Annotated in this window: 21 protein-coding genes; 12 read left to right on the forward strand and 9 right to left on the reverse strand. The window is 64.0% G+C overall.

Translation table 11 applies throughout. From position 1 onward, the window contains the following. Window positions 1-14: 14 nt before the first annotated feature. On the reverse strand, window positions 15-401 hold the full coding sequence (locus ABOC32_RS14255; RefSeq protein ID WP_426811483.1) for a VOC family protein: 387 nt from the start codon (window positions 399-401) through the stop codon (window positions 15-17). A 215-nt stretch (window positions 402-616) separates the two neighbouring features. On the opposite strand from ABOC32_RS14255, the gene ABOC32_RS14260 reads away from it, so the two are divergent. Beyond that, window positions 617-1,522 carry a LysR family transcriptional regulator gene (locus ABOC32_RS14260; protein WP_016500346.1) on the forward strand — a complete coding sequence of 302 codons (906 nt, stop codon included), beginning with the start codon at window positions 617-619 and terminating at the stop codon, window positions 1,520-1,522. 48 nt (window positions 1,523-1,570) lie between these two features. On the opposite strand, the gene ABOC32_RS14265 is transcribed toward ABOC32_RS14260, so the two are convergent. Further along, window positions 1,571-2,044, reverse strand: coding sequence for a hypothetical protein (locus tag ABOC32_RS14265; protein WP_426811484.1), 474 nt, complete (start codon window positions 2,042-2,044; stop codon window positions 1,571-1,573). A gap of 145 nt (window positions 2,045-2,189) precedes the next feature. Here ABOC32_RS14265 and ABOC32_RS14270 point away from each other — a divergent pair, with 145 nt between their 5' ends. From ABOC32_RS14270 to ABOC32_RS14285, 4 genes are read left to right on the forward strand one after another with little or no spacing between them, the layout of a single operon-like run. Further along, window positions 2,190-2,786, forward strand: a complete 597-nt coding sequence (locus ABOC32_RS14270; RefSeq protein ID WP_426811485.1) for a paraquat-inducible protein A — start codon at window positions 2,190-2,192, stop codon at window positions 2,784-2,786. Then, entirely contained in the window at window positions 2,783-3,412 is a 630-nt protein-coding gene (locus ABOC32_RS14275; RefSeq protein WP_426811486.1) for a paraquat-inducible protein A, read from the forward strand. The genes ABOC32_RS14270 and ABOC32_RS14275 overlap by 4 nt, the downstream gene beginning before the upstream one ends. Beyond that, window positions 3,412-5,052, forward strand: coding sequence for an intermembrane transport protein PqiB (locus ABOC32_RS14280; RefSeq protein WP_426811487.1), 1,641 nt, complete (start codon window positions 3,412-3,414; stop codon window positions 5,050-5,052). Before ABOC32_RS14275 ends, ABOC32_RS14280 begins: the two co-directional genes overlap by 1 nt. An 11-nt stretch (window positions 5,053-5,063) precedes the next feature. Continuing rightward, window positions 5,064-5,600 carry a PqiC family protein gene (locus tag ABOC32_RS14285; RefSeq protein ID WP_426811488.1) on the forward strand — a complete coding sequence of 179 codons (537 nt, stop codon included), beginning with the start codon at window positions 5,064-5,066 and terminating at the stop codon, window positions 5,598-5,600. Window positions 5,601-5,618: 18 nt separating this feature from the next. Here the strand turns inward: ABOC32_RS14285 and ABOC32_RS14290 are convergent, their stop codons facing one another. The 4 genes from ABOC32_RS14290 to ABOC32_RS14305 form a co-directional block, all read right to left on the reverse strand. Beyond that, entirely contained in the window at window positions 5,619-7,133 is a 1,515-nt protein-coding gene (locus ABOC32_RS14290) for an MDR family MFS transporter (protein ID WP_426811489.1), read from the reverse strand. A gap of 10 nt (window positions 7,134-7,143) precedes the next feature. Further along, on the reverse strand, window positions 7,144-7,812 hold the full coding sequence (locus tag ABOC32_RS14295) for a TetR/AcrR family transcriptional regulator (RefSeq protein WP_426811490.1): 669 nt from the start codon (window positions 7,810-7,812) through the stop codon (window positions 7,144-7,146). Window positions 7,813-8,020: 208 nt separating this feature from the next. Then, window positions 8,021-9,775, reverse strand: coding sequence for a phosphoethanolamine transferase CptA (locus ABOC32_RS14300; RefSeq protein WP_426811491.1), 1,755 nt, complete (start codon window positions 9,773-9,775; stop codon window positions 8,021-8,023). Window positions 9,776-9,892: 117 nt separating this feature from the next. Next, window positions 9,893-10,330 carry a MarR family winged helix-turn-helix transcriptional regulator gene (locus ABOC32_RS14305; protein WP_086976321.1) on the reverse strand — a complete coding sequence of 146 codons (438 nt, stop codon included), beginning with the start codon at window positions 10,328-10,330 and terminating at the stop codon, window positions 9,893-9,895. Between the two features lie 82 nt (window positions 10,331-10,412). On the opposite strand from ABOC32_RS14305, the gene ABOC32_RS14310 reads away from it, so the two are divergent. Together ABOC32_RS14310 and ABOC32_RS14315 are read left to right on the forward strand one after the other, a co-directional pair. Then, the gene (locus ABOC32_RS14310) at window positions 10,413-11,576 is read left to right on the forward strand and encodes a PLP-dependent aminotransferase family protein (protein ID WP_426811492.1); all 1,164 of its coding nucleotides are present in this window, start codon (window positions 10,413-10,415) and stop codon (window positions 11,574-11,576) included. A 38-nt stretch (window positions 11,577-11,614) separates the two neighbouring features. Continuing rightward, entirely contained in the window at window positions 11,615-11,770 is a 156-nt protein-coding gene (locus tag ABOC32_RS14315) for a DUF2986 domain-containing protein (protein WP_426811493.1), read from the forward strand. 152 nt (window positions 11,771-11,922) lie between these two features. Here the strand turns inward: ABOC32_RS14315 and ABOC32_RS14320 are convergent, their stop codons facing one another. Together ABOC32_RS14320 and ABOC32_RS14325 are read right to left on the reverse strand one after the other, a co-directional pair. After that, window positions 11,923-12,297 carry a hypothetical protein gene (locus ABOC32_RS14320; protein ID WP_234225585.1) on the reverse strand — a complete coding sequence of 125 codons (375 nt, stop codon included), beginning with the start codon at window positions 12,295-12,297 and terminating at the stop codon, window positions 11,923-11,925. A 164-nt stretch (window positions 12,298-12,461) separates the two neighbouring features. After that, window positions 12,462-13,907, reverse strand: a complete 1,446-nt coding sequence (locus ABOC32_RS14325) for a PLP-dependent aminotransferase family protein (RefSeq protein WP_426811494.1) — start codon at window positions 13,905-13,907, stop codon at window positions 12,462-12,464. Between the two features lie 129 nt (window positions 13,908-14,036). Between ABOC32_RS14325 and ABOC32_RS14330 the strand changes: the two genes are divergently transcribed. Genes ABOC32_RS14330 through cydB form a run of 4 tightly spaced genes read left to right on the forward strand, consistent with a single transcriptional unit; the run spans window position 14,037 to window position 18,958 of the window. Next, on the forward strand, window positions 14,037-16,046 hold the full coding sequence (locus ABOC32_RS14330) for a DUF2849 domain-containing protein (protein ID WP_426811495.1): 2,010 nt from the start codon (window positions 14,037-14,039) through the stop codon (window positions 16,044-16,046). Further along, on the forward strand, window positions 16,036-16,512 hold the full coding sequence (locus ABOC32_RS14335) for a DUF934 domain-containing protein (RefSeq protein WP_426811496.1): 477 nt from the start codon (window positions 16,036-16,038) through the stop codon (window positions 16,510-16,512). Before ABOC32_RS14330 ends, ABOC32_RS14335 begins: the two co-directional genes overlap by 11 nt. Before the next feature lie 2 nt (window positions 16,513-16,514). Further along, complete coding sequence (locus tag ABOC32_RS14340; RefSeq protein WP_426811497.1) at window positions 16,515-17,936, forward strand: cytochrome ubiquinol oxidase subunit I; 1,422 nt, start codon at window positions 16,515-16,517, stop codon at window positions 17,934-17,936. A 14-nt stretch (window positions 17,937-17,950) separates the two neighbouring features. Continuing rightward, the gene (gene cydB, locus ABOC32_RS14345; RefSeq protein ID WP_426811498.1) at window positions 17,951-18,958 is read left to right on the forward strand and encodes a cytochrome d ubiquinol oxidase subunit II; all 1,008 of its coding nucleotides are present in this window, start codon (window positions 17,951-17,953) and stop codon (window positions 18,956-18,958) included. Window positions 18,959-19,103: 145 nt separating this feature from the next. Here the strand turns inward: cydB and ABOC32_RS14350 are convergent, their stop codons facing one another. After that, a complete protein-coding gene (locus ABOC32_RS14350; protein WP_426811499.1) occupies window positions 19,104-19,694 on the reverse strand; it encodes a biliverdin-producing heme oxygenase in 591 nt (196 codons plus the stop codon). 119 nt (window positions 19,695-19,813) lie between these two features. Here ABOC32_RS14350 and ABOC32_RS14355 point away from each other — a divergent pair, with 119 nt between their 5' ends. Then, a complete protein-coding gene (locus tag ABOC32_RS14355) occupies window positions 19,814-20,305 on the forward strand; it encodes a GNAT family N-acetyltransferase (RefSeq protein WP_426811500.1) in 492 nt (163 codons plus the stop codon). Window positions 20,306-20,339: the final 34 nt, after the last annotated feature.

A 20,339-nucleotide genomic window follows, 5' to 3' on the forward strand; every position in this document is an offset into this window, starting at 1 on the left:
TGCGCGTGGGGCTGTCAGTGTTTCTGGGCGATCTGGATCAGGTTGCCACAGGTGTCATCGAACACGGCAACGGTAACGGGGCCCATGTCGGTGGGCGGCTGGGTGAACTGCACGCCCGCTGCACACAGCCGGGTGTATTCGGCCTGGATATCGCGCACGCCAAACGAGGTGGCGGGGATGCCATCCTGCTTGAGCGCGGCCTTGTACACCTTGGACGCCGGGTGCGCGTCGGGCTCCAGCAACAGCTCGACGCCGTTGGGGTCGTTGGGGGAGGTTAGCGTCAGCCAGCGGTGCCGGCCCATGGGAATGTCGTGCCTTGGCTCGAAACCGAGTACGTAGTGGTAGAAGGCCAGGGCCTTGGCCTGGTCGTCGACAAGAATGCTGGTGACCACGATCTTCATAGGCGCACTCCGTATTGCTGGGGCCGTTGGGTATCAGTAAAGACGTTTGGGAGTATTTGGCCAGCAGCTGTTCCGGGGCTCGGGCCATTGCTCTATAAAAAAACTGCTCAAGCCATAGGTAAATCCTTCATCGCCCGGCCCCCATCCGCCAGCGGCCGGGGTTAAAGTGTCAGGCATGATCCCAGCGCGCCCAGACCGGCGTCAAAGAGGTGCCCGTGGCTGCCTATACCTTGCGACAACTGAAGTACTTCGTCACCACCGTGGAGGCCGGCAGCGTGGCCGAGGCCTCGCGCCAGCTGTACATCGCCCAGCCGTCCATTTCCACGGCCATCAAAAGCCTGGAAGAAAGCTTCGGCGTGCAGCTGTTCATTCGCCATCACGCCCAGGGCGTGTCGCTGACGCCCAGCGGCAAGCGCTTCTACGCCAAGACCCGATCGCTGCTGCAGATGGCCCACGAGTTCGAGCAGAACGCCCTGGCTGACAACGACACCGTCGCCGGGCAGATCGACATCGGCTGTTTCGAAACCGTGGCACCGCTGTATCTGCCGCGTCTGATCGCCGCCTTTCGCCAGCGTTACCCGGGCGTGGATATCCGCCTGCGCGACGGCGAGCAGCAGGAACTGATCCAGGGGCTGACCGCCGGAACGTTCGACCTGGCGTTTCTCTACGATCATGACCTGGACGGCACCATTGAAGCCGAGCCGCTGATGCCACCGCAAAAACCTTACGTGCTGCTGCCGGAGAACCACCGCTTTGCCGGCCAGGCCCAGGTATCGCTGCGCGACCTGTGCCCAGAGCCGATGATCCTGCTGGACGTGGCCCCCAGCCGCACCTACTTCGTCAGCCTGTTCAACGAGATGGGCCTGACGCCGAACATCGTCTTCAGCTCGCCGTCCATCGAGATGGTGCGGGGCATGGTCGGGCAGGGCTTCGGTTTTTCGCTGCTGGTGACCCGACCGCATTCGGAATACACCTACGACGGCCAGCGCCTGGCCCTGCTGGATATAGCCGAGCCAGTGGCGCTATCGGGGCTGGCGGCAGCGTGGTTGAAGCGGGTGCAGCTGACCAAACCTGCACAGCTGTTCGTCGAGTTCTGTCGAGAAGAGCTGGCCAAGTTCTGAGGCTGGCACGCCATGCTGCGCAATCCAGGCGCATGGCGTGCCCGCTGATCAAGGGTTTACCTGATAACCGCGCCCTTGCAGGCAACCGCTGTAGGCACTGGCATGCGCCTGGGTTTTAGCCTGGTCCTGGCTGCGCCGATCCTGTCGCCGGTCCTGACGCTGGCGCATGCCGCCGACCGCCGCACCGGCGGCGGCCGTTTCGCCGGCACGGTTCTGCCGGTATTGTTGCTTGGCATCGTCACTGGCCCGGTCGTACAGCTCCTCGTGCTGGTTGCCGCGCACTTGCGCGCCAACGGCACCGGCTGCGGCGCCTGCTGCCGCCCCACGCACCCGGCCCCCGACATGGGCTTCGCTGGACGTCGCGGTGCTGTTCGCAGCATTGGTAGCGACGGTGTTGCAATCGTTGATGTCCAGTTGCATCTGCTGGCTGCTCTGGCCCTTGAGCGGCACGACCGACTGCGCCTGGGCTGCCGATGCGGCACACAGCAGCACCAGCAGGTAACTCCACGTGAACGTAGGCATGGCACACCTCCACCGGGCAGAAAGCCCGTTTCACAGGATAGTCCGTCATCGGTTGGGGATTGCGGATTTGCCCGCATGGTCTACACCGGATATCAGAGTTCGCCATTGCATGTGACCCTCACGTCGGGCTACCCGTGGACACGCCATGACCCAGCCCCAAGATCTGATCATCTGTGAGTACTGCGACACGGTGTACCAGCGTGCACCTTTGCTCAAGCACCAGCGCGCCCTTTGCCAGCGCTGTGGCGGTGTGCTGTACCGGCACACGTCACTGACCATTGAGCAGCGGCTGGCCCTGAGTGTGACCGGCGGCATCCTGCTGGTGTTCGCCAACGCCTACCCGGTGATGACCATCGGCATGCAGGGGCTCACCCATTCGGCGACGTTGTGGGACGCGGTGCAAATCCTCAGCCACGGCAGCATCACCTTCATCGCCCTGGTCATGGCGTTGTCGATCATCTTTGCGCCGCTGCTGCAGATTGCCCTGTTGTGCTGGGTGCTGAGCTTTGCCCTGGCCGGCCAGCGAGCCCCCGGTTTTGCCCTGTGCATGCGCGGCCTGGAGAGCCTGAGGCCGTGGAGCATGCTGGAGGTGTGCCTGCTGGGCGCGATGGTGGCAGTGATCAAGCTGGCCGGGCTGCTCGATGTAATCCCCGGCATCGGCCTGCTGGCCCTGGCCGCACTGAGCATGCTGATCATCCACATTGCCGGCAAGGACGTACGCGACCTGTGGGTACAGGTATGAATTACCCGGCCAACGCCGACGAACTGGGCCTGTGCCTGTGCCATGGCTGCGGCCAGGCCTGTGACCTTGGCAGCGGCGCACACAGGTGCACCCGCTGCGGCGCAGCCATCCACCGACGCAAGGCCAATGCCATCGCCCGCGGCTGGGCGTTTCTGCTGGCGGCGCTGGTGTTCTACATCCCGGCCAACCTGCTGCCGGTGATGCACACCGAAATGCTTGGCAGTGGCAGCGAAAGCACCATTGGCGGTGGTGTGCTGGAGTTCTGGGAGGCCGGCGCCTGGGACATCGCGCTGATCATCTTCATTGCCAGCGTTGGGGTGCCGGCCATCAAATTCTTCTCGCTCGGCCTGCTGCTGTTCACCGTCCAGCAACGTTCCACCTGGGCCTGCCGGCAGCGCTCGCAGCTGTACCGCTTCGTCGAGCTGATCGGCTACTGGTCGATGCTCGATGTGATGGTGGTGGCGCTGGTGGCGGCGCTGGTGCAGTTGCGCGGGCTGGGCACCATCGAGCCGCGGGTGGGCATCCTGTTCTTTGGCATGGTGGTGGTGCTGACCATGTTTTCTGCGATGAGCTTCGATCCACGCCTGATCTGGGATAGCCATGCCAACGAAGGGAGGCCGCACTGATGGGGGAGCAGACTGACGAGCGCGAAGGCGCGGGGCAGGTTGAGGTGCGCACCCGGCGCTGGAGTGTGTCGCTGGTGTGGATCGTGCCGATTTTGGCAATCCTGATCGGCGCGTCCTTGGTGGTGCGCAACTGGATGCAGCAGGGCCCGGTCATTGCCATTTCCTTCCACTCGGGGGAGGGGCTGGTGGCGGGCAAGACCCAGGTCAAGTACCGCAGCGTGGTGATTGGCGAAGTCACGACGGTGGACCTGGCCGAGGACAAGAAAAGCGTGGTGGCCAAGGTGCAGTTGTCCGACGATGCCCGCGCGTTCGCCACCCAGGGCGCGCGCTTCTGGGTGGTGCGCCCGCGTATTGGGGTGGGCGGGATTTCCGGGGTGGATACCTTGCTGTCGGGCAGTTTCATCGGGGCCGATTCCGGCGAATCGAAAACACCGGAAAAGTCCTTTGTCGGCCTGGAACTGCCGCCACCCATTACCTTCGACGAAAAGGGCAAGCGCTTTTTCCTCACCGCCAGCGACCTGGGCTCGCTGGATGTCGGCTCGGCGATCTACTACCGCAAGATCCCGGTGGGGGAGGTGGTGTCCTTTGCCCTGCAGGACGATGGCAAGGGGGTGGAGATTGGCGTGTTCGTGCGGGCCCCCTACGACAGTTTCGTCACCGCTGACAGCCGCTTCTGGAATGCCAGTGGCGTCGACATGCAGATTGGCGCCAACGGCCTGAAGGTCGATACCGAATCGCTGTCATCGATCCTGGTGGGCGGGCTGGCCTTCGGCTCGCCCGATTTTGCCCCGCAAGCAGAGCCGGCCGCCGATCAGGCCCGCTTCCAGCTGTTTGCCGACCGAGACTCTGCGTTGGCCCCGCCCAATGGCCAGGCGCAATACCTGCAGCTGCGCTTTGACCAGGCCATGCGTGGCCTGTCAGTGGGGGCGCCGGTGGAGTTCAAGGGCGTGGAGTTTGGCCGGGTCACCTCGATCAAGCTTGACTACGATGCCGAGCGGCAGACCTTCCCGGTGGTGGTCGATGCGGTGATCTACCCGCAGCGGCTGGGGCCGGTGCACCGCAAGATGCTGGCAGTGTTCAAGCACACCGAGGGCGACATGGATGGGGCGCGGCAGCTGATCGGCACCTTCGTCGAGCACGGGCTGCGGGCCCAGGCGCGCAGCGGCAACCTGATCACCGGGCAGATGTTCATCTCCCTGGACTTCTACCCGGATGCCCCCAAGGTGGCCTTCGACATGGCCGCCAACCCCATCACCATCCCCACCTTGCCGGGCAGCCTGGAACAGTTGCAGGAGCAACTGCAACGGGTGGTCGAGCGCATTGCCAAGCTGCCGCTGGAAAGCATCGCCAGCAACCTGGACGGCAGCCTGCGGGAGCTGCGCGCCAGCCTCAAGCAGTTCAATGGCCAGACGCTGCCGGATGTGAAGGTGGCGCTGGATGAAGTGCACAAGACCCTGCGCACGGCCAATGCGGCCATTTCCGAGGACTCGCCGCAGCGCGAGCGGATGGGCGAAACACTGGACGAACTGGAGCGCATGTCGCGTTCGCTGCGTGACCTTGCCGACTACCTGGGCCGGCACCCCGAGTCGCTGATTCGCGGGCGGCCGAAAGCAGCCGGGGCCGCAGAGCTTGAACCCTGAGGAGACAGCCGATGCAACGACTGCGCAATGCGTGTGTGGCCAGCCTGCTGGTGTGGCTCGGGGCCTGCAGCAGTACGCCGAACAACTACCACACGCTGGTGCCGAACGAGCCGATGCGTGACAGCGGGCAGCACATCCGGGTGACCCGGGTGGTCGTGCCGCCCCAGGTGGACCGCCCGCAACTGGTGGTGCGCCAAGGGCAGAGTGGCCTGGCCATTCTGGAGACGGAATGGTGGGGGGCCAACCTGGTGGATGAGTTTCGCAGCGCCTTGCAGGACCAACTGGGAGGGCCGTCGGCTGGCGCCAAGGCGGCAGTGCGGGTGGACGTACAGCGCTTCGATACGGTGCCGGGGCGCTATGCCTCGCTGGAAGCCGTGTGGCGCCTGAAGCTGGTGGGGCAGGCCGAGCTGACCTGCCGCACCTCGGTGCAGACTGCGGCTGACAACAGCATCACCAGCCTGGTGAATGCGCACCAGGCCAACCTGCGCAAACTGGCCGAGGCAGTGCGGGGCAGTGCCGCTCGGGGCAGCTGCTCGCCCTCTGCCTGAAGGCTTGCCGACCTGTGCTCACGCCTGCGTGGCCTTGCGCAGCGGCACTTCGCGCAGCAGCCAGGACAATGCGAAAGCCACGCTGGTGATCACCCCGGCCAGCAGGAACACACCATGCATTGCCCCGGAAAACGCCTGCAGGTAACTGTGCTGCAGGGCTGCGGGCAGGGCATGCACGGCGGCCGGCGAAAGGCTCGCGGCGCCACCTGCACTGGCGGCAAAGTCACTGCCCAGCCCGCCCAGCAAGGCATGCGAGAACAGGGCGCCAAACAGCGATACACCAATGGCGCCGCCAATCGAGCGGAACAAGGTCGCCCCGGAGGTCGCCACGCCCATGTGGCGCAATTCGACGCTGTTCTGCACGGCCAGGATCAGCACCTGCATGACCATACCCAGGCCGGCACCCAGCAAGCCCATGTACAGGTTCATCAGCGCCATGGGCGTGTCCAGCTCCAGCCGGCTGAGCAGGCCCAGGGCAATCACTTGCAGCAGGGTGCCGACAATCGGGAACACCCGGTAACGCCCCCAGCGGCTGATCAGCCGCCCGGTAATCGCCGACACCACCAGCAGGCCACCCATCAGGGGTAGCATCTGCAGCCCGGCGCTGGTGGGCGTGGCGTTCTTCACCACCTGCATGTACAGCGGCAGGAAGGTGACGGCACCGAACAGCGACACCCCGACGATGAAACCGATCAGCCCGGCAAGCACGAAGGTACGGTGACGGAACAGGTGCAGCGGCATGATCGGCTCGGCGGCGCGGCGTTGTTCCAGGACGAAACCGACCAGGCCGATCAGGGCGAACAGGGACAGGCACAGCATGTCCAGCGACTGCCACGCCAGCAGGCTGCCGCCGAGGCTGGTGATGAGCACCAGGGCAGCCAAGGCCACGGTAAGGAAGAATGCGCCGATGTAGTCCACCGTATGCCGTACCAGCGCCACATGCGGGCGGAACACGCTGCCGATCACCAGCAGCGCCAGCAGGCCCAGGGGCAGGTTGATGTAGAAGATCCAGTGCCACGACAGCTGCTCGACCAGAAAACCGCCGATCAGCGGCCCCACCACCGTGGCCAGGCCGAACACCCCCCCGAACAGGCCCTGATAGCGGCCACGTTCGGCAGGCGGGATGACATCGCCGATGGCGGCCATCGCCACCACCATCAGGCCGCCGCCACCCAGCCCTTGCAGGGTACGGAAGGCGATCAGCTGGGCCATGTCCTGTGCTGCGCCACACAAGGCCGAGCCCAGCAGGAACAGCACGATGGCCACCTGCAGCACGCGCTTGCGGCCGAACTGGTCGCCGAATTTGCCATACAGCGGCACCACCACCGTGGAGGCCAGCAGGTAGGCGGTCACCACCCACGACAGCCAGCGCAACCCACCGAGGTCGCTGACGATGGTCGGCAGCGCGGTCGAGACGATGGTCTGGTCGAGGGCGGCCAGGAACATCACCAGCATCAGCGCTGCCAACAGCAGCGGGATGGAGGTTTGCGCGTCCGTTGCGGTTGGGGAGGTATCAGTGGGTACAGGTTGCACGGGGCTTACCTCAACGGGGTTTGGCGTGGGCCTGGGCATGCTGCTGGCCAGCGTCCTGCAGGCCTGCCAGGGCAAAGCGGTAAAGCTGCGCTGCAACGGCCTCGCTGGGCATCTGCAGAATCTCGTGCAGCGCCCCGGAGCCGCCACGCGGGCCGATCAGCAACATTGCCCAGGGCGCCGTGACGCACAGGATGCAGCGGGTCAGGGCCGGGTCGTCGACGGGGAGGGTGCTGACCTCGCTCAACAGCCCCTTGAGCAGTGACAGGCGCATTGGCGCGGCGGCCTGCAGATGTGCCTGGCCGTGAGGGCTGGGGGCGAGGATTTCTGCGGCCAGTACCCGCAAGTGCCAGTTGTCCCGGTCCTGGGTGGCCTTGTGCACCACCAGTTCCACCAGCACGCGCAGCTTCTCGGCTGGTGTTTGGGTGCCTTGGGTGATGCGCTGCAAGTCGCTGAGGTCGAGGAAACGCTGGCGGGCCTCGTCGAGCACGGCCAGGTACAGGCCGTTGCGGCTGCCAAAGTGGTAATTGATCGAGGCCAGATCGACCTCGGCCTTGGCTGCGACGGCCTTGTTGCTGGTTTCGGCGTAGCCGAGCGCGGCGAACAGTTCGCCGGCGGCTTCGAGGATGCGCGTACGGGTGACGGCGCCGTCCTTGCGGGGTTCGCGGGGGGCTGCGGACATGGTGGGTACTCTGCAAGCCAGGAAGATGGGCAGAGCGTGGCTGAGGCTTAATTTAAAATCAATTTAAATTTAATTTATCCGGCAAACGGCCTGTCGCGATTTTTGTAGGATCAGCCTTGTGCTGCGAAGAGGCCGGTACAGGCCACACATCCGTATGCGTCCAATACCGGCCTCTTCGCAGCACAAGGCTGCTCCTACACGTGACGATCTACTGATGGTTGCTGGCCGTCTCTTGCACCCGCTCGGGCTTGTCCAGCGGCAGGTGGTCGAACTCGCGCAGGCCATCCTTGCGGTACGGGTCGCCGATCCAGCGCGGTGCCACCACAAATTGCGGGCTCACCAGGCTTTTGGCCGGCTCGAAGCGGTCATAGCTCAGCCCGGCCAGGTCGGACAGGGTATGGATCAGGTGCGAGCTGCTGTAAGGGCGGTTGGCCATGGCCTGCAAGTCACGTGGGTGCTCGGCCTGCCAGCTGGGCGAAGTCCACAGCAGGAACGGGATGGTGTACATCGGCCGGGTCGGCGCGCCTTCGTTGCGCCCCAGGCGGTCGTGGTTGCCGGAGCTGTACACGTCTTCGCCATGGTCGGACAAGTACAGCAGGAAGCCATTGGGGCTGCCGGCCGAGTAACGCTTGATCAGGCTCGATACCACGTAATCGTTGTAGCGCACCGCGTTGTCGTAGAAGTTGTAGGTTTCTACCTGGTCTGGGGTCAGCGCTTTCGGCACGCCCTGGCTGTCGGTGAAATGCGCGTAGTCGTTCGGGTAGCGGAAGCGATAGTCCATGTGCGTGCCCAGCAGGTGCACGATGATGAACTTGTTCGGCGCAGGGTCTTGCAGGGCCTTCTCGAACGGCGCCAGCACCACGTCATCGTACTGGCTGGCGTTCTGGTTGCGCTGGTTGTTCAGGTACACCGGCGCATCGGTCTGCTGCGAGAACGTGGTCAGCATGGTGTTGCGCTTGGTCATGGTCTGCTGGTTGGTGATCCAGAAGGTCTTGTAGCCGGCCTGTTTCATCAGGTTGATCAGCGAAGGGTCGGTGAGGAAGCGGTCCGGGTTCTGCTCGTTGCCAAAGGTGAGGATCTGCTGCATCACTTCGATGGTGTACGGGCGCGGCGATACCACGTCGCGGAATACCGTCAGGCCCTTGTCGCTGGCGGCCAGTGCGTCCAGGTTAGGCGTGGTGTCGCGGTTGTAGCCATACAGGTGCATGTGCTCGCGGGTGGTGGACTCGCCCAGCACCAACACCAGCGTGCGTGGCGCCTTACCACTGCTGTCACTCAGGTTTTGCAGGGGCGGCAACGCGGCGTTCTGCGCCAGCAGCTTCTGCATGTTGTCCAATTGCTGAAGGTACTGACGGTAGCCGACCAGCAGTTGCCAGGGCACGGCGGGCTCCATGCGCTGCTGCACCTTTTCGGCAGCATCGGCGAAGTTGCGCTCCTGGGTGACCATCTGCTTGTAGAACGGGTACACCAGGTTGGCGACCAGCAACAGGGCCACCACCGGCAGGCGGCTGCGCAGGGGCAGGCTGACCGGGCGCACGCGCTTCCATAGCAGCACCGCCCCTAGTGTGTACAGCAACAACGCCAGGCCCAGCCACACGCTGAAGTACTGGCTGAAATACTCACCGGCTTCGGCGGTGTTGGACTCGAACATCACGAAGATGACGCTTTGCGAGAACTCCTGGCGATAGATGCCGAAGTAGCTCAAGCCCACCAGCGATGCAGCCCACAACACCAGGCCGATGACGGCCGCAGTGGCGCGGGTGAAGCGGGGCAGCAGCAGCACCGGGGCCAGCCACAGGCTACTGAGGAAGAACGCATCGCGAAAACCGGCGAAGCCGGTAGTCCCGCTGAACAGCAGCAGCGCCTGGGTGACGCCGGAGAAGTACCAGAAGAACAGCAGCAGCCAGCCCAGGCCGGCCCAGTCCACGCGCGTGTGCGCGGCGGGGGATGTAGTGTGTGACACGTATGCCTCGTCGTACCTTGGAGGCCAGCGGATGTGCCCGTGACCGGAAAGGGCGTGACGCTAATCTGCGGCGTGTGAAAATAACGTTAACGCGGCGAGTACCACGGGCTGTCGCAGTTAGGCCCGGCTGTTGCCCAGCGCCATGTTCACCGCCAGCCAGCCATTCACTGCATCTTCCCCGGCTTCTGCGAACACCCGTTCCAGCAACTTCACCTGCTCGCGCCGCAGCATCTGCTCCAGGCGTGCGCCTTCCTCGGTCAGGGCCAGCAAACGCTTACGTTTGTCTGTCTCGCAGGCCACGCTGTCCACCAGGCGCATTTCCGTCAACTGGCGCATCGGCATGTTCAGCGCCTGTTTGCTGACCCCGAGCAAGGCCAGCAGGTCTTTCACGCTCAGGTTCGGGTAGCGCGCGACGAAAAACACGATGCGTTGATGCACGCGGCCCAGGCCTCGGCGTTCGAGCATTTCGTCTGCCTTGGCGGTGAATGCCTGGTAGCCAAAGAAAAAGGCTTCCATCGCCTGTTGTTGGGAGGCTGGGTTTTTAAGGTCAATCATATTGACTTATCCGTAGGCGGCAGCGTAATTTCGGTCAAACAGTTTGACGTATTTTCCTTCTGCCTTGCTACCGGTGATCCCCATGGCTTTCTCTGAACGTGTCACGCGCCTCAAGAGTTCCCTGATCCGTGAAATCCTCGCCGCTGCGCAGCGGCCCGGGGTGATGTCCTTTGCTGGCGGTTTGCCGGCTGAAGCCATGTTGCCCAAGGTCGATTGGGCCGACATGCCGGTGGGTATGGGGCAATACGGCATGAGTGAGGGGGAGCCGGCCCTGCGCGAAGCGCTGGCGGCCGAGGCACGGGCATTGGGGGTCGACTGCCAGGCCAGCCAGGTGCTGGTGGTGAGTGGTTCGCAGCAGGCCCTCGACCTGGCAGCCAAGCTGTACATCGACCAGGGCACGCAGATCCTGCTTGAAGCGCCGACCTACCTGGCCGCGCTGCAAATATTCCAGCTGTTCGGTGCCGACTGCCTCGCCTTGCCGATGCAAGCTGACGGCCCAGACCTGGTTGAGCTGCGTGATCGCCTGCAACGCCACCGCCCGGCCTTCATCTACCTGATCCCGACCTTCCAGAACCCCTCGGGCCTGCGTTACAGCGAAGCCAAGCGCGATGCTGTGGCGGCTTTGCTGGATGAATTCGGTGTAACGCTGATCGAGGACGAACCCTACCGCGAGTTGAGTTTCGATGGTGGCAGCGCCCAGCCGATCGTCAGCCGCTTGCGTAACGCCAGCTGGATTTACACCGGTACGGTTTCCAAAACCTTGCTCCCCGGGCTGCGGGTCGGCTACCTGATTGCCAGCCCCGACCTGTTCCCGCATTTGTTGCGGCTCAAGCAGGCCGCCGACCTGCACACCAACCGCGTGGGGCAGTGGCAGGTGCTGCAGTGGTTGGGTAGCGACAAGCTGCAGTTGCACCTGAAGACGTTGCGCGACTACTACCGCACGCGCAGGGATGCGTTCCAGGTGGCGCTGGAAACACATTTTGCCGACTTGGCGGACTGGCACAAGCCGGATGGCGGGTTGTTCTTCTGGCTGACGTTGAAGCAGCCGCTGGATACCCGCACCCTGTTGGCAGAGGCATTGGCGGTGGACGTGGCGTTCATGCCTGGCGAGCCGTTTTTCCCTGACCCGGACCGGCATCACGGGCATCTGCGCCTGAACTTCAGCCACGTTGCCCCGGGCCAGTTGGACGAAGGGCTGAGGCGTCTGGCGCAAGTGGTGCGCAATGCGCAGGCCGCACAGGTATGATGTAGTCAGCAAAACAGCACTGACAGGCCCTGTGGACTATGAACCGTCGTAAGAAGATCAAGCAGCTATTGGAAGCGCATGCCAAAAAGGCCAATGCCAAACTGGCGCCGCGCAAGCCCAAGTACATCTGCAAGGCAGACCGCTTGAAGATGGAGGCCGAGGCGGTGGGGGATAGCGCCAATCCAGCTGACTGACGCAGGCTGTGTAACAACTGTCTCTCAGGCTACCGCATCACCCGGTAGGAGCAGCCTTGTGCTGCGAAGAGGCCGGTAATCGCGACACAAATGCTGCGCCTGTACCGGCCTCTTCGCAGCACAAGGCTGCTCCTACAGGGATCGCATTGGCTTCAACGGCGGTAGTAGCGGTGGTCGTCATGGTGGCGCTGGTGCATGGCCCGCTCGTGGCGGCGCTCCCAGTCGCGGCGCCGTTCCCAGTCACGCCGCCGCTCCCAGTCCCGGCGGGCTTGCTCGCGCCGCCACTGCTCACGGCGCCAGTCGCTTCTGTGGTCATGCCAGCGGTCGTCGTCGTGCGCCAGCAGTGTCGCCGGCTGTGCATCGGCCGCACTGGCCACCCTGGACCAGGGGTTGCCGGCAGGCTGCAACGGTGACTGAACGGCCGGTGCCGGCGCCACCGGTGCTTTCATTTGTGTTGCCGATGCCGTGCCCACCGCCGCGAACGAGAACAGGCCGAGCAGCACCAACCTTGCGACATGTATTTTCATGAGCGAAGCCAACCTCTGATAACAATTGAGCCATCTGGCCAGCAGGTGTGGGGCGAACCTTGTCTCGCGTGCCGCTACCTTTCTGTGCCTCCCACATAGACCGGTAAACGGGAAAAAGTTCGCTGCAGCAACAACTTGTAGAACTTTGACGCCGGGTCACCTCTTTACACAAACGCCCGCCCGCCACGCCGGCGGTCTTCCTTCAACAACCCCTCCACCTTGCGCAACGCCTGCCCCAGCAGGGCCTGGTCCGGCGCCCCACCCAGCGAGATGCGTACGGCATCCGGCCCCTGTGTCGCCACGCTGAACGAGTCCGCACCGGCCACGCTCACCCCCACATCCTCCAGGGCTTGGGTAAACCGTTCCTGGTGCCAGTGCGCTGGCAGCTGCAACCACAGATGCAGCCCGGTGGGGTGGGCCTGGAACTCATGGCTCAACAGCGTGCGTGCCAGATGCTGGCGGGCACGCGCTTCGCGCTGGATTTCCTGGACCAGCTCCCTGGCGGTGCCGCTGCGGATCCACTGGTCGACCAGCGCCAGCAGCAAGGCCGAGCAGCCCATGCTCGATGCGCGCAAGCCCTTGAGCAGGCCTTGCCCGTCATCGCCACGCGGTGGCAGCACAAAGGCCGTGCGCAGGCTTGGCCACAGGCACTTGGACAGCGACGCCAGGTAGTACGTATTGGCGCCCCCGGTCAGGCAGGCGATGGGCGCCGGCGCGTCGTCGAGCAGGTAACGGTAAGGGTCATCCTCGATCAGCGTGATACCGCGCTTGAGCAGCACCTCGGCAATTGCCTGGCGCCGGGCCGCGGGCATGGTGTGCGCGGTGGGATTGTGGAACGTGGGGTTGAGGTACAGCAGGCGCGCACCGCTCTCCTGGCAGGCCTGCTCCAGGTCGTCCGGGCGCATGCCGTCGGCATCACTGGCCACCGCGACAATGAGCAGCCCCAGTTGCCGGGCGGCCAGCAGCAGGCCGGGGTAGGTGAGTGGATCGCAGAGAATGGCGTCACCGGCGCGGGCGTGAGCGCTGAGGATGGCAAAGATGGCGGCTTGCGAACCCGAGCAGACTGCCAGGCTGCGGCTGTCCAGATCACCCAGTGCCGGTTTCAGCCAACCCTGTGCCGCCTGCAGCAGCGAGCGGGTGGTCGGTTCGTCCTGGTAGGGCGACAGCACTTCGATGCGATTGCGCTGCAGCACCTGTTCCAGCCCGGCGCTCACCCGCTGGGCCATCGAGCCATTGGCCGGCTGCGGCGGGATGTTCATGGTCAGGTCGATGCCTGCCAGGGTGGGCGTTTCGCGGGCGCCCAGGATGAACGAGCCGCGGCCACTGTAGGAGGCAATCAGGCCACGGTCGCGAGCCTCGGCATAAGCCCGGGTCACCGTGGTCAGGTCGACGCCTAAGTGCGCAGCCAGTGCACGCTGCGGCGGAATTTGCTCGCCGTCCTGCAAAATTCCAGACTGTATGGATTCTGCAAGCATCTCTGCAATCTGTATGTATCTCGGGCCTGCTTTTGGCTTGAATGGCTTTGTCCAGCGCATTTGAGCAGCTTCTCTTGGCGTTTCGGCAAGAGGCATAGGTATTCCTCCCGGTTGTAAGTCCATACACATAGGCATATCATGACATACGATTATTAAAAAATCCATACAATATGGAAAGCGTATGGTTTATTTGATGTGCACCGGAACGGCGCGGCAGGGTTGCAACGATAAGCGCTTCCGGGCTGCCAGTCATGGAGATGTTTGATGGATGACTGTCATCTGATCTGCGCCAATCGCCTCGACGATGGGGCTGTGGTCTGGCTTGATGCCGGGCATGAATGGGTAGACACACTGCAACACGCCGGCACCTTCGATGCGCAGGCGCTGGTGCCGGCAACCCTCGCCGCCGAGGCTGCCGTGTTGGCCAACCAGGTGGTTGCGCCGACGCCTTGTGAAGCCTGGCTGGTCGATGGCCTGCCAGAGCCGAAAAGCCTGCGTGAACGGTTGCGCTCGCGCGGCCCGTCGGTACGCAGCGACCTTGGCAAGCAGGCCGCAGGCACGTCGCCGCAAGGTGGCAAGGGCGAGCGCCCGCTGCTGCCGGTGGCGGCGGGGCAAGCTGGGGTGTACCGGTACGACCCGTTCGAGCGTGAGTTCCTCAAGGACCGCGCCCGCCAGTTCGAGCAGCAGGTTGCCCGCCGCTTGAGCGGCGAGCTGGACGAAGAGGCGTTCAAGGTGTACCGGCTGATGAACGGCCTGTACCTGCAACTGCACGGCTACATGCTGCGCGTGGCCATCCCTTATGGCACCTTGAGCGCGGTACAGCTGCGCCAGCTGGCCTATGTGGCCCGCACCTATGACAAGGGCTACGGCCACCTCACCACCCGGCAGAACATCCAGTTCAACTGGCCGCGCCTGGCCGATACGCCAGAAATCCTGTCGGTACTGGCCGATGCCGACCTGCATTGCATCCAGACCAGCGGCAACTGCATTCGCAACGTCACCACTGACCACTTTGCCGGGGCTGCCGAGGATGAAGTGCTGGACCCACGGGTGCATGCCGAGATCCTGCGCCAGTGGTCCACCGACCACCCGGAATTCACCTACCTGCCACGCAAGTTCAAGATTGCCATTACCGGCAGCCCCAAGGACCGCGCGGCCGTGCGCTTCCACGACATCGGCATCCTGGCGCAGCGCAATGCGCAGGGTGAGGTGGGCTTCCAGGTGTATGCCGGAGGTGGTCTGGGGCGTACTCCGGTCGTTGGCACCCGTGTGCGGGAGTGGTTGCCCGAGCGCGAACTGCTGCGTTATGTCGAAGCCATCCTGCGGGTGTACAACGCCCTGGGCCGGCGCGACAACCTGTACAAGGCACGCATCAAGATCCTGGTGCGCGAGCTCAAACCCGGCCGTTTCATTGAAATGATCGAGCACGAGTTCGCCAGCCTGCCGGCGGATCACCAGTACCTGGAGCCGGCCATCGTCCAGGGTATCCGTGCCCGCTTCGTGCAGCCGGCCTTCGAGGCGCTGCCTGGGTTGTGTGACAGCTTTATGCGTGCACGGGCGGACGACAACGGGTTTGCCAGCTGGGTACGCACCAATACCCACCCGCACAAACAGCGTGGCTACATCAGCGCCGTCATTTCGCTGAAACCACCGGGTGGCATCCCCGGCGATGTCAGCGCCGAGGAAATGCTCACCTTGGCCGATTTGGCCGAGGCCTACTCGCTGAACGAAATTCGCGTGTCCCACGAGCAGAACCTGGTGCTGCCGCACATCCGCCAGGGCGACCTGTACAGCGTATGGCAGGCCTTGCGCCAGGCCGGGCTGGCGACCAGCAATATCGGTTTGTTGTCCGACTCCATCGCCTGCCCGGGCATGGATTACTGCAGCCTGGCCACCGCCCGTTCGGTGCCGGTCGCCCAACGCATCGCCTTGCGTTTCGACGCGGCCCGGCAACAGGACATCGGCGAACTGAAACTCAACGTGTCTGGCTGCATCAATGCCTGCGCCCACCACCATGTGGCGCATATCGGCATCCTCGGCCTGGACAAGGCCGGCCACGAAAACTACCAGATCACCCTGGGCGGCAGCGCCGAAGAGGACGCCGCGGTCGGGACCATCCTGGGCCGTTCGGTGCCCTTCGAGGAGGTGCCCGACATCGTCGAGGCGATTGTTGGCATTTATCTGCAATTGCGCGAGGACGCCGAGCGCTTCCTCGATACCTATCGCCGTGTCGGTATCGAGCCGTTCAAGGAGGTGCTGCGTGATGCTCGTTGATCGTGATGGCCGGGTTCAGCCCGACAGCTGGCGCTACCTGGACAGTGAAGCGCTGCCGACCTACGCCCCGCACACCGTGCTGCAGCCGCAGCAGTGGGATGACTACCACATGCGTTTCGGCCAACCGGCCGAAGGCCTGTGGCTGGCCGCCGACCAGGACCCGGCGCAGGTGCTGCCGTTGCTCGGCCACCTGGCATTGATCGTGGTCGAGTTCGCCAAGTCACGCGATGGCCGCGGCTTCACCCTTGCCAGGTTGCTGCGCGAGCGCCACGGCTTCAGCGGTGACCTGCGCGCCACCGGGCCCTTGCTGCCCGACCAGTTCGCCATGTTGTTGCAGTGCGGGTTCACCAGCGTACGGGTGTCGGCCAGCGTGCCGGCGCAGCGCTGGCAGGACGCCGCGGCCGCCCATCACCAGGCCCCACCACGCACCCTGTTGCAACGTCTTTCCCAACGGAGCGAGGCATAGCCATGTTCAGCCTTACAGCCCTGGAGCTGGCCCGTATACAGTTCGGTTTCACCATTACCTTTCACATCATCTTCCCGGCCATCACCATTGGCCTTGCGGCATTCCTCGCGGTACTTGAAGGTTTGTGGCTGTGGAAGAAAGACAACGCCTACCTCGACCTGTACCACTTCTGGTCGAAGATCTTCGCCGTCAACTTCGCCATGGGCGTGGTCTCGGGGCTGGTCATGGCGTACCAGTTCGGCACCAACTGGAGCTTCTACTCGCAGTTCGCCGGCAGCATCACCGGCCCGTTGCTGACCTACGAGGTGCTGACGGCCTTCTTTCTTGAAGCGGGTTTCCTCGGGGTGATGCTGTTCGGCTGGCACAAGGTCGGCCGCGGCCTGCACTTTTTCGCCACCGTCATGGTGGCGGTGGGCACGATGATCTCCGCCACGTGGATCCTGGCATCGAACAGCTGGATGCAGACACCGCAAGGGCATGAAGTGATCAATGGCGTGGTGGTGCCGGTGGACTGGTTCGCCATCATCTTCAACCCATCGTTCCCGTACCGCCTGGCCCATATGGTCACTGCGGCAATGCTGTCGACCGCGTTGTTCGTAGGGGCTTCGGCGGCGTGGCACCTGTTGCGCGGCAATAACACCCCGGCGGTGCGGCGGATGTTCTCGATGGCCCTGTGGATGCTGCTGTTCACCGCGCCGTTGCAGGTGCTGATCGGTGACATGCACGGCCTGAATACGCTCAAGTACCAGCCCGCGAAGATTGCCGCAGTGGAAGGCCACTGGAGCAATACCCCGGGGCAGGGCGTACCGCTGATCCTGTTCGGCATCCCGGACATGGAGGCGGAAACCACCCGCTACAAGGTCGAGATCCCTAATCTGGCCAGCCTGATCCTGACCCACAGCCTGCACGGGCAGATCCCTGCGCTGAAGGACTTCCCGAAAGAGGACCGGCCCAACGCGACCATCCTGTTCTGGTGCTTCCGGGTCATGGTCGGCCTGGGGCTGCTGATGGTCGTGCTCGGTCTGTATGGCACCTGGCAGCGCTGGCGTGGGCGGTTGTACGCGTCACGGGGGCTGGCGCGGTTTGCCCTGTGGATGGGGCCGTCGGGCCTGGTGGCCTTGCTGGCCGGCTGGTACGTCACCGAGATTGGCCGCCAGCCCTGGGTGGTGTACGGCCTGATGCGTACCAAGGACGCGGTGTCCGACCACTCGGCGCTGACCCTGTCGGTGGGCCTGGTGGTTCTGGTGGTGATGTACATAGGGGTATTCGGCACCGGCGTCGCCTACATGCTGCGCCTGGTGGGCAAGGGGCCGCAGGCGCACGACGACCACGAGCAGCCCGTGACCGCCAACCAGCGGCCCGCCCGCCCGTTGTCGGCAGTGGACGACCCGCTGTATCCACATTCGCCCAATCACACTGACTGACCGGAGACGTTGTCATGGGTATTGATCTTCCGCTGATCTGGTTTCTGATCATCGGCTTTGGCGTGATGATGTACGTCATCATGGACGGTTTCGACCTGGGTATCGGCATCCTGTTCCCGTTCATCACCGACCGCGACCACCGCGACACCATGGTCAACACCGTGGCGCCGGTGTGGGATGGCAACGAAACCTGGCTGGTGCTGGGTGGGGCAGGGTTGATGGCGGCGTTCCCCAAGGTCTACGCCATCTTGCTCAGTGCGCTGTACATCCCCGCACTCGGCCTGCTGGCCGGGTTGATCTGGCGTGGTGTGTCGTTCGAGTTCCGCTTCAAGGCCGACGAGGCGCACAAGCCGTTCTGGGACAAGGCGTTCACGTGCGGGTCCTACGCGGCGGCGTTTTTCCAGGGGGTGATGCTGGGGGCGTTCATCGAAGGGCATGCGATTGTCGACGGCGTGGCCACCAACGGCGTGATGAGCTGGCTGACACCGTTCAACGTGTTCTGCGGGGTCGGGGTGGTGGTGGCGTATGCGCTGCTGGGCGCCACCTGGCTGGTGTTGAAGACTGAAGGCCGGTTGCAGGCCAGCATCATTCGCGCGTGCTCACCGATTACCCTGGCGACGGTGGCGGCGATGCTGATCGTCAGCATCTGGACGCCACTGACCCACCCGGCCATTTTCGAGCGCTGGTTCAGCCTGCCGAACTTCTGGTTCTTCCTGCCGGTACCGGTGCTGGTGCTGGTGGCCACCTGGGCGATCCTCAAGTCGTTGCGCGGCGCACCGCACGCCGGGCCTTTCGTCTGGTCGCTGCTGCTGGTGTTCCTCGGGTTTACCGGTCTGGTGATCAGCATCTGGCCGTATGTGCTGCCGCCCAGCCTGACCATCTGGGAAGCCGCAGCGCCGCCCCAGAGCCTGGGCTTCGCCCTGGTCGGGGCGCTGCTGATCATCCCGTTCATCCTTGGCTATTCGGCCTGGTCGTATTACGTGTTCCGCGGCAAGGTCAAGGACGGCGAGGGGTACCACTGAGGCCTGGTGTGTAGCACATGGTGTGAGGCGCTGCGTTACCTCCTTCGCGGCTCCTGCAGGTACAGCACAGCCTTCAGGCTTAGGCAGTACCTGTGGGAGCGGCTTCAGCCGCGAACACCGGCGCAGCCGGTGCCATGCCGCACCGTTATTTTCGTGGGAATACCTCACGCAGATGCGTCCGGTAACTGTCGAACGCAGCAATCGCCCCCGTCACAACTTCTGCCTCTTCCGCCTCATCCAGCACCAGGCCATCAAGCCTGGCCACAAACTCGCGCCAGTGCAGTGCACGACCGTCGGGGTGCGGCGCCAGGTGGCGGGCACCCTCATCGCCATTCAGGCCCAGGCGTTGGGTTTGCTTGAAGAGAAACGCTGCACCCAGGTTGGAGCCTTCGCTGCAATACAGCCAGCCCAAGGCCTGGGCGGCACTGGTGCAAACCTGTTGTGGCAACGCAGGCAGCGGCAGCCCGAGGTCACGCAGGTCGTCCTCGACCGCCGCAAAACGCGACAGCTGCACCAGCCCCGGCAGGCGCAGGTTGAGCGCCTCGTCGCGGTAAAGCGACAACAGGCTGCCGTGGAAACGGTGCTGCACCTGCAGGAAGCAGGCATAACGTTCGCGGTCTGCGAACGGCCGCGCCGCCATCACCAGTTCGTCGACGTTGTCATGGTCGCTGCTGCTGGCCGCTTTCAGGCGTTTGCAGCGCCCTGGCTCTGTGAGAGGGGGTGGGGCAGCGGTCATAGGCGTGTCCTTGGGCGAGTAGGCAATGCGCCCATGATGCTTGCCATCCCAGGTAGGCGGCAAGCACGACGCGAGTGGTTTAACATGCCTGACGCTTTCACGTTTCCAAGGAGTCAGCCATGAGTACCCCGCAGTTCCGCACCCCCACACTTGCAGACGCCGAGCGCTGCTACGCCATTGAAATCGGTGCCTATGAAGGGGATGAAGCGGCCACGCTGGAGAAAATCCGCACCCGCATCGCGCAGTATCCGCAAGGCTTCCTGATCCTGGAACACGCGGGTGAAATCGTCGGCTTCATCAATAGCGGCTGCGCCCACGAAGTGGTCATGTCGGATGAAGACTTCAAGGAACTGGTCGGCCATGACCCGGCAGCCCCGAACGTGGTGATCATGTCGGTGGTGGTGGACCCGGCTCACCAGGGCAAAGGTTACGCCAAGCGCTTGATGGACGAATTCATCGCCCGCATGAAGGCATCCGGCAAGCAGACCATTCACCTGATGTGCAAGCAGCAGCATGTGGCGCTGTACCAGAAGATGGGGTATCAGTACGTGAAACCGTCGCCGTCGGATCATGGCGGCATGGCCTGGCATGAGATGGTCATGGTCCTCTGAGGGCACGGTTTGCCAGAGCCCCATCTACCCATCA

Source organism: Pseudomonas sp. WOUb67 (genome assembly GCF_050058005.1).
In the GTDB taxonomy this organism is placed as follows: Bacteria; Pseudomonadota; Gammaproteobacteria; order Pseudomonadales; family Pseudomonadaceae; genus Aquipseudomonas; species Aquipseudomonas putida_R.

Excerpts from the sequence above, each read along its gene's own strand:
- ABOC32_RS14270 (WP_426811485.1), top strand. The coding sequence starts at position 2,190 with ATGACCCAGCCCCAAGATCTGATCATCTGTGAGTACTGCGACACGGTG.
- ABOC32_RS14265 (WP_426811484.1), bottom strand. The coding sequence starts at position 2,044 with ATGCCTACGTTCACGTGGAGTTACCTGCTGGTGCTGCTGTGTGCCGCA.
- ABOC32_RS14280 (WP_426811487.1), top strand. The coding sequence starts at position 3,412 with ATGGGGGAGCAGACTGACGAGCGCGAAGGCGCGGGGCAGGTTGAGGTG.
- ABOC32_RS14335 (WP_426811496.1), top strand. The coding sequence starts at position 16,036 with ATGCTCGTTGATCGTGATGGCCGGGTTCAGCCCGACAGCTGGCGCTAC.
- ABOC32_RS14355 (WP_426811500.1), top strand. The coding sequence starts at position 19,814 with ATGAGTACCCCGCAGTTCCGCACCCCCACACTTGCAGACGCCGAGCGC.
- ABOC32_RS14255 (WP_426811483.1), bottom strand. The coding sequence starts at position 401 with ATGAAGATCGTGGTCACCAGCATTCTTGTCGACGACCAGGCCAAGGCC.
- ABOC32_RS14330 (WP_426811495.1), top strand. The coding sequence starts at position 14,037 with ATGGATGACTGTCATCTGATCTGCGCCAATCGCCTCGACGATGGGGCT.
- cydB (WP_426811498.1), top strand. The coding sequence starts at position 17,951 with ATGGGTATTGATCTTCCGCTGATCTGGTTTCTGATCATCGGCTTTGGC.
- ABOC32_RS14275 (WP_426811486.1), top strand. The coding sequence starts at position 2,783 with ATGAATTACCCGGCCAACGCCGACGAACTGGGCCTGTGCCTGTGCCAT.
- ABOC32_RS14295 (WP_426811490.1), bottom strand. The coding sequence starts at position 7,812 with ATGTCCGCAGCCCCCCGCGAACCCCGCAAGGACGGCGCCGTCACCCGT.
- ABOC32_RS14310 (WP_426811492.1), top strand. The coding sequence starts at position 10,413 with ATGGCTTTCTCTGAACGTGTCACGCGCCTCAAGAGTTCCCTGATCCGT.
- ABOC32_RS14325 (WP_426811494.1), bottom strand. The coding sequence starts at position 13,907 with ATGCCTATGTGTATGGACTTACAACCGGGAGGAATACCTATGCCTCTT.
- ABOC32_RS14315 (WP_426811493.1), top strand. The coding sequence starts at position 11,615 with ATGAACCGTCGTAAGAAGATCAAGCAGCTATTGGAAGCGCATGCCAAA.
- ABOC32_RS14340 (WP_426811497.1), top strand. The coding sequence starts at position 16,515 with ATGTTCAGCCTTACAGCCCTGGAGCTGGCCCGTATACAGTTCGGTTTC.
- ABOC32_RS14285 (WP_426811488.1), top strand. The coding sequence starts at position 5,064 with ATGCAACGACTGCGCAATGCGTGTGTGGCCAGCCTGCTGGTGTGGCTC.
- ABOC32_RS14350 (WP_426811499.1), bottom strand. The coding sequence starts at position 19,694 with ATGACCGCTGCCCCACCCCCTCTCACAGAGCCAGGGCGCTGCAAACGC.
- ABOC32_RS14305 (WP_086976321.1), bottom strand. The coding sequence starts at position 10,330 with ATGATTGACCTTAAAAACCCAGCCTCCCAACAACAGGCGATGGAAGCC.
- ABOC32_RS14320 (WP_234225585.1), bottom strand. The coding sequence starts at position 12,297 with ATGAAAATACATGTCGCAAGGTTGGTGCTGCTCGGCCTGTTCTCGTTC.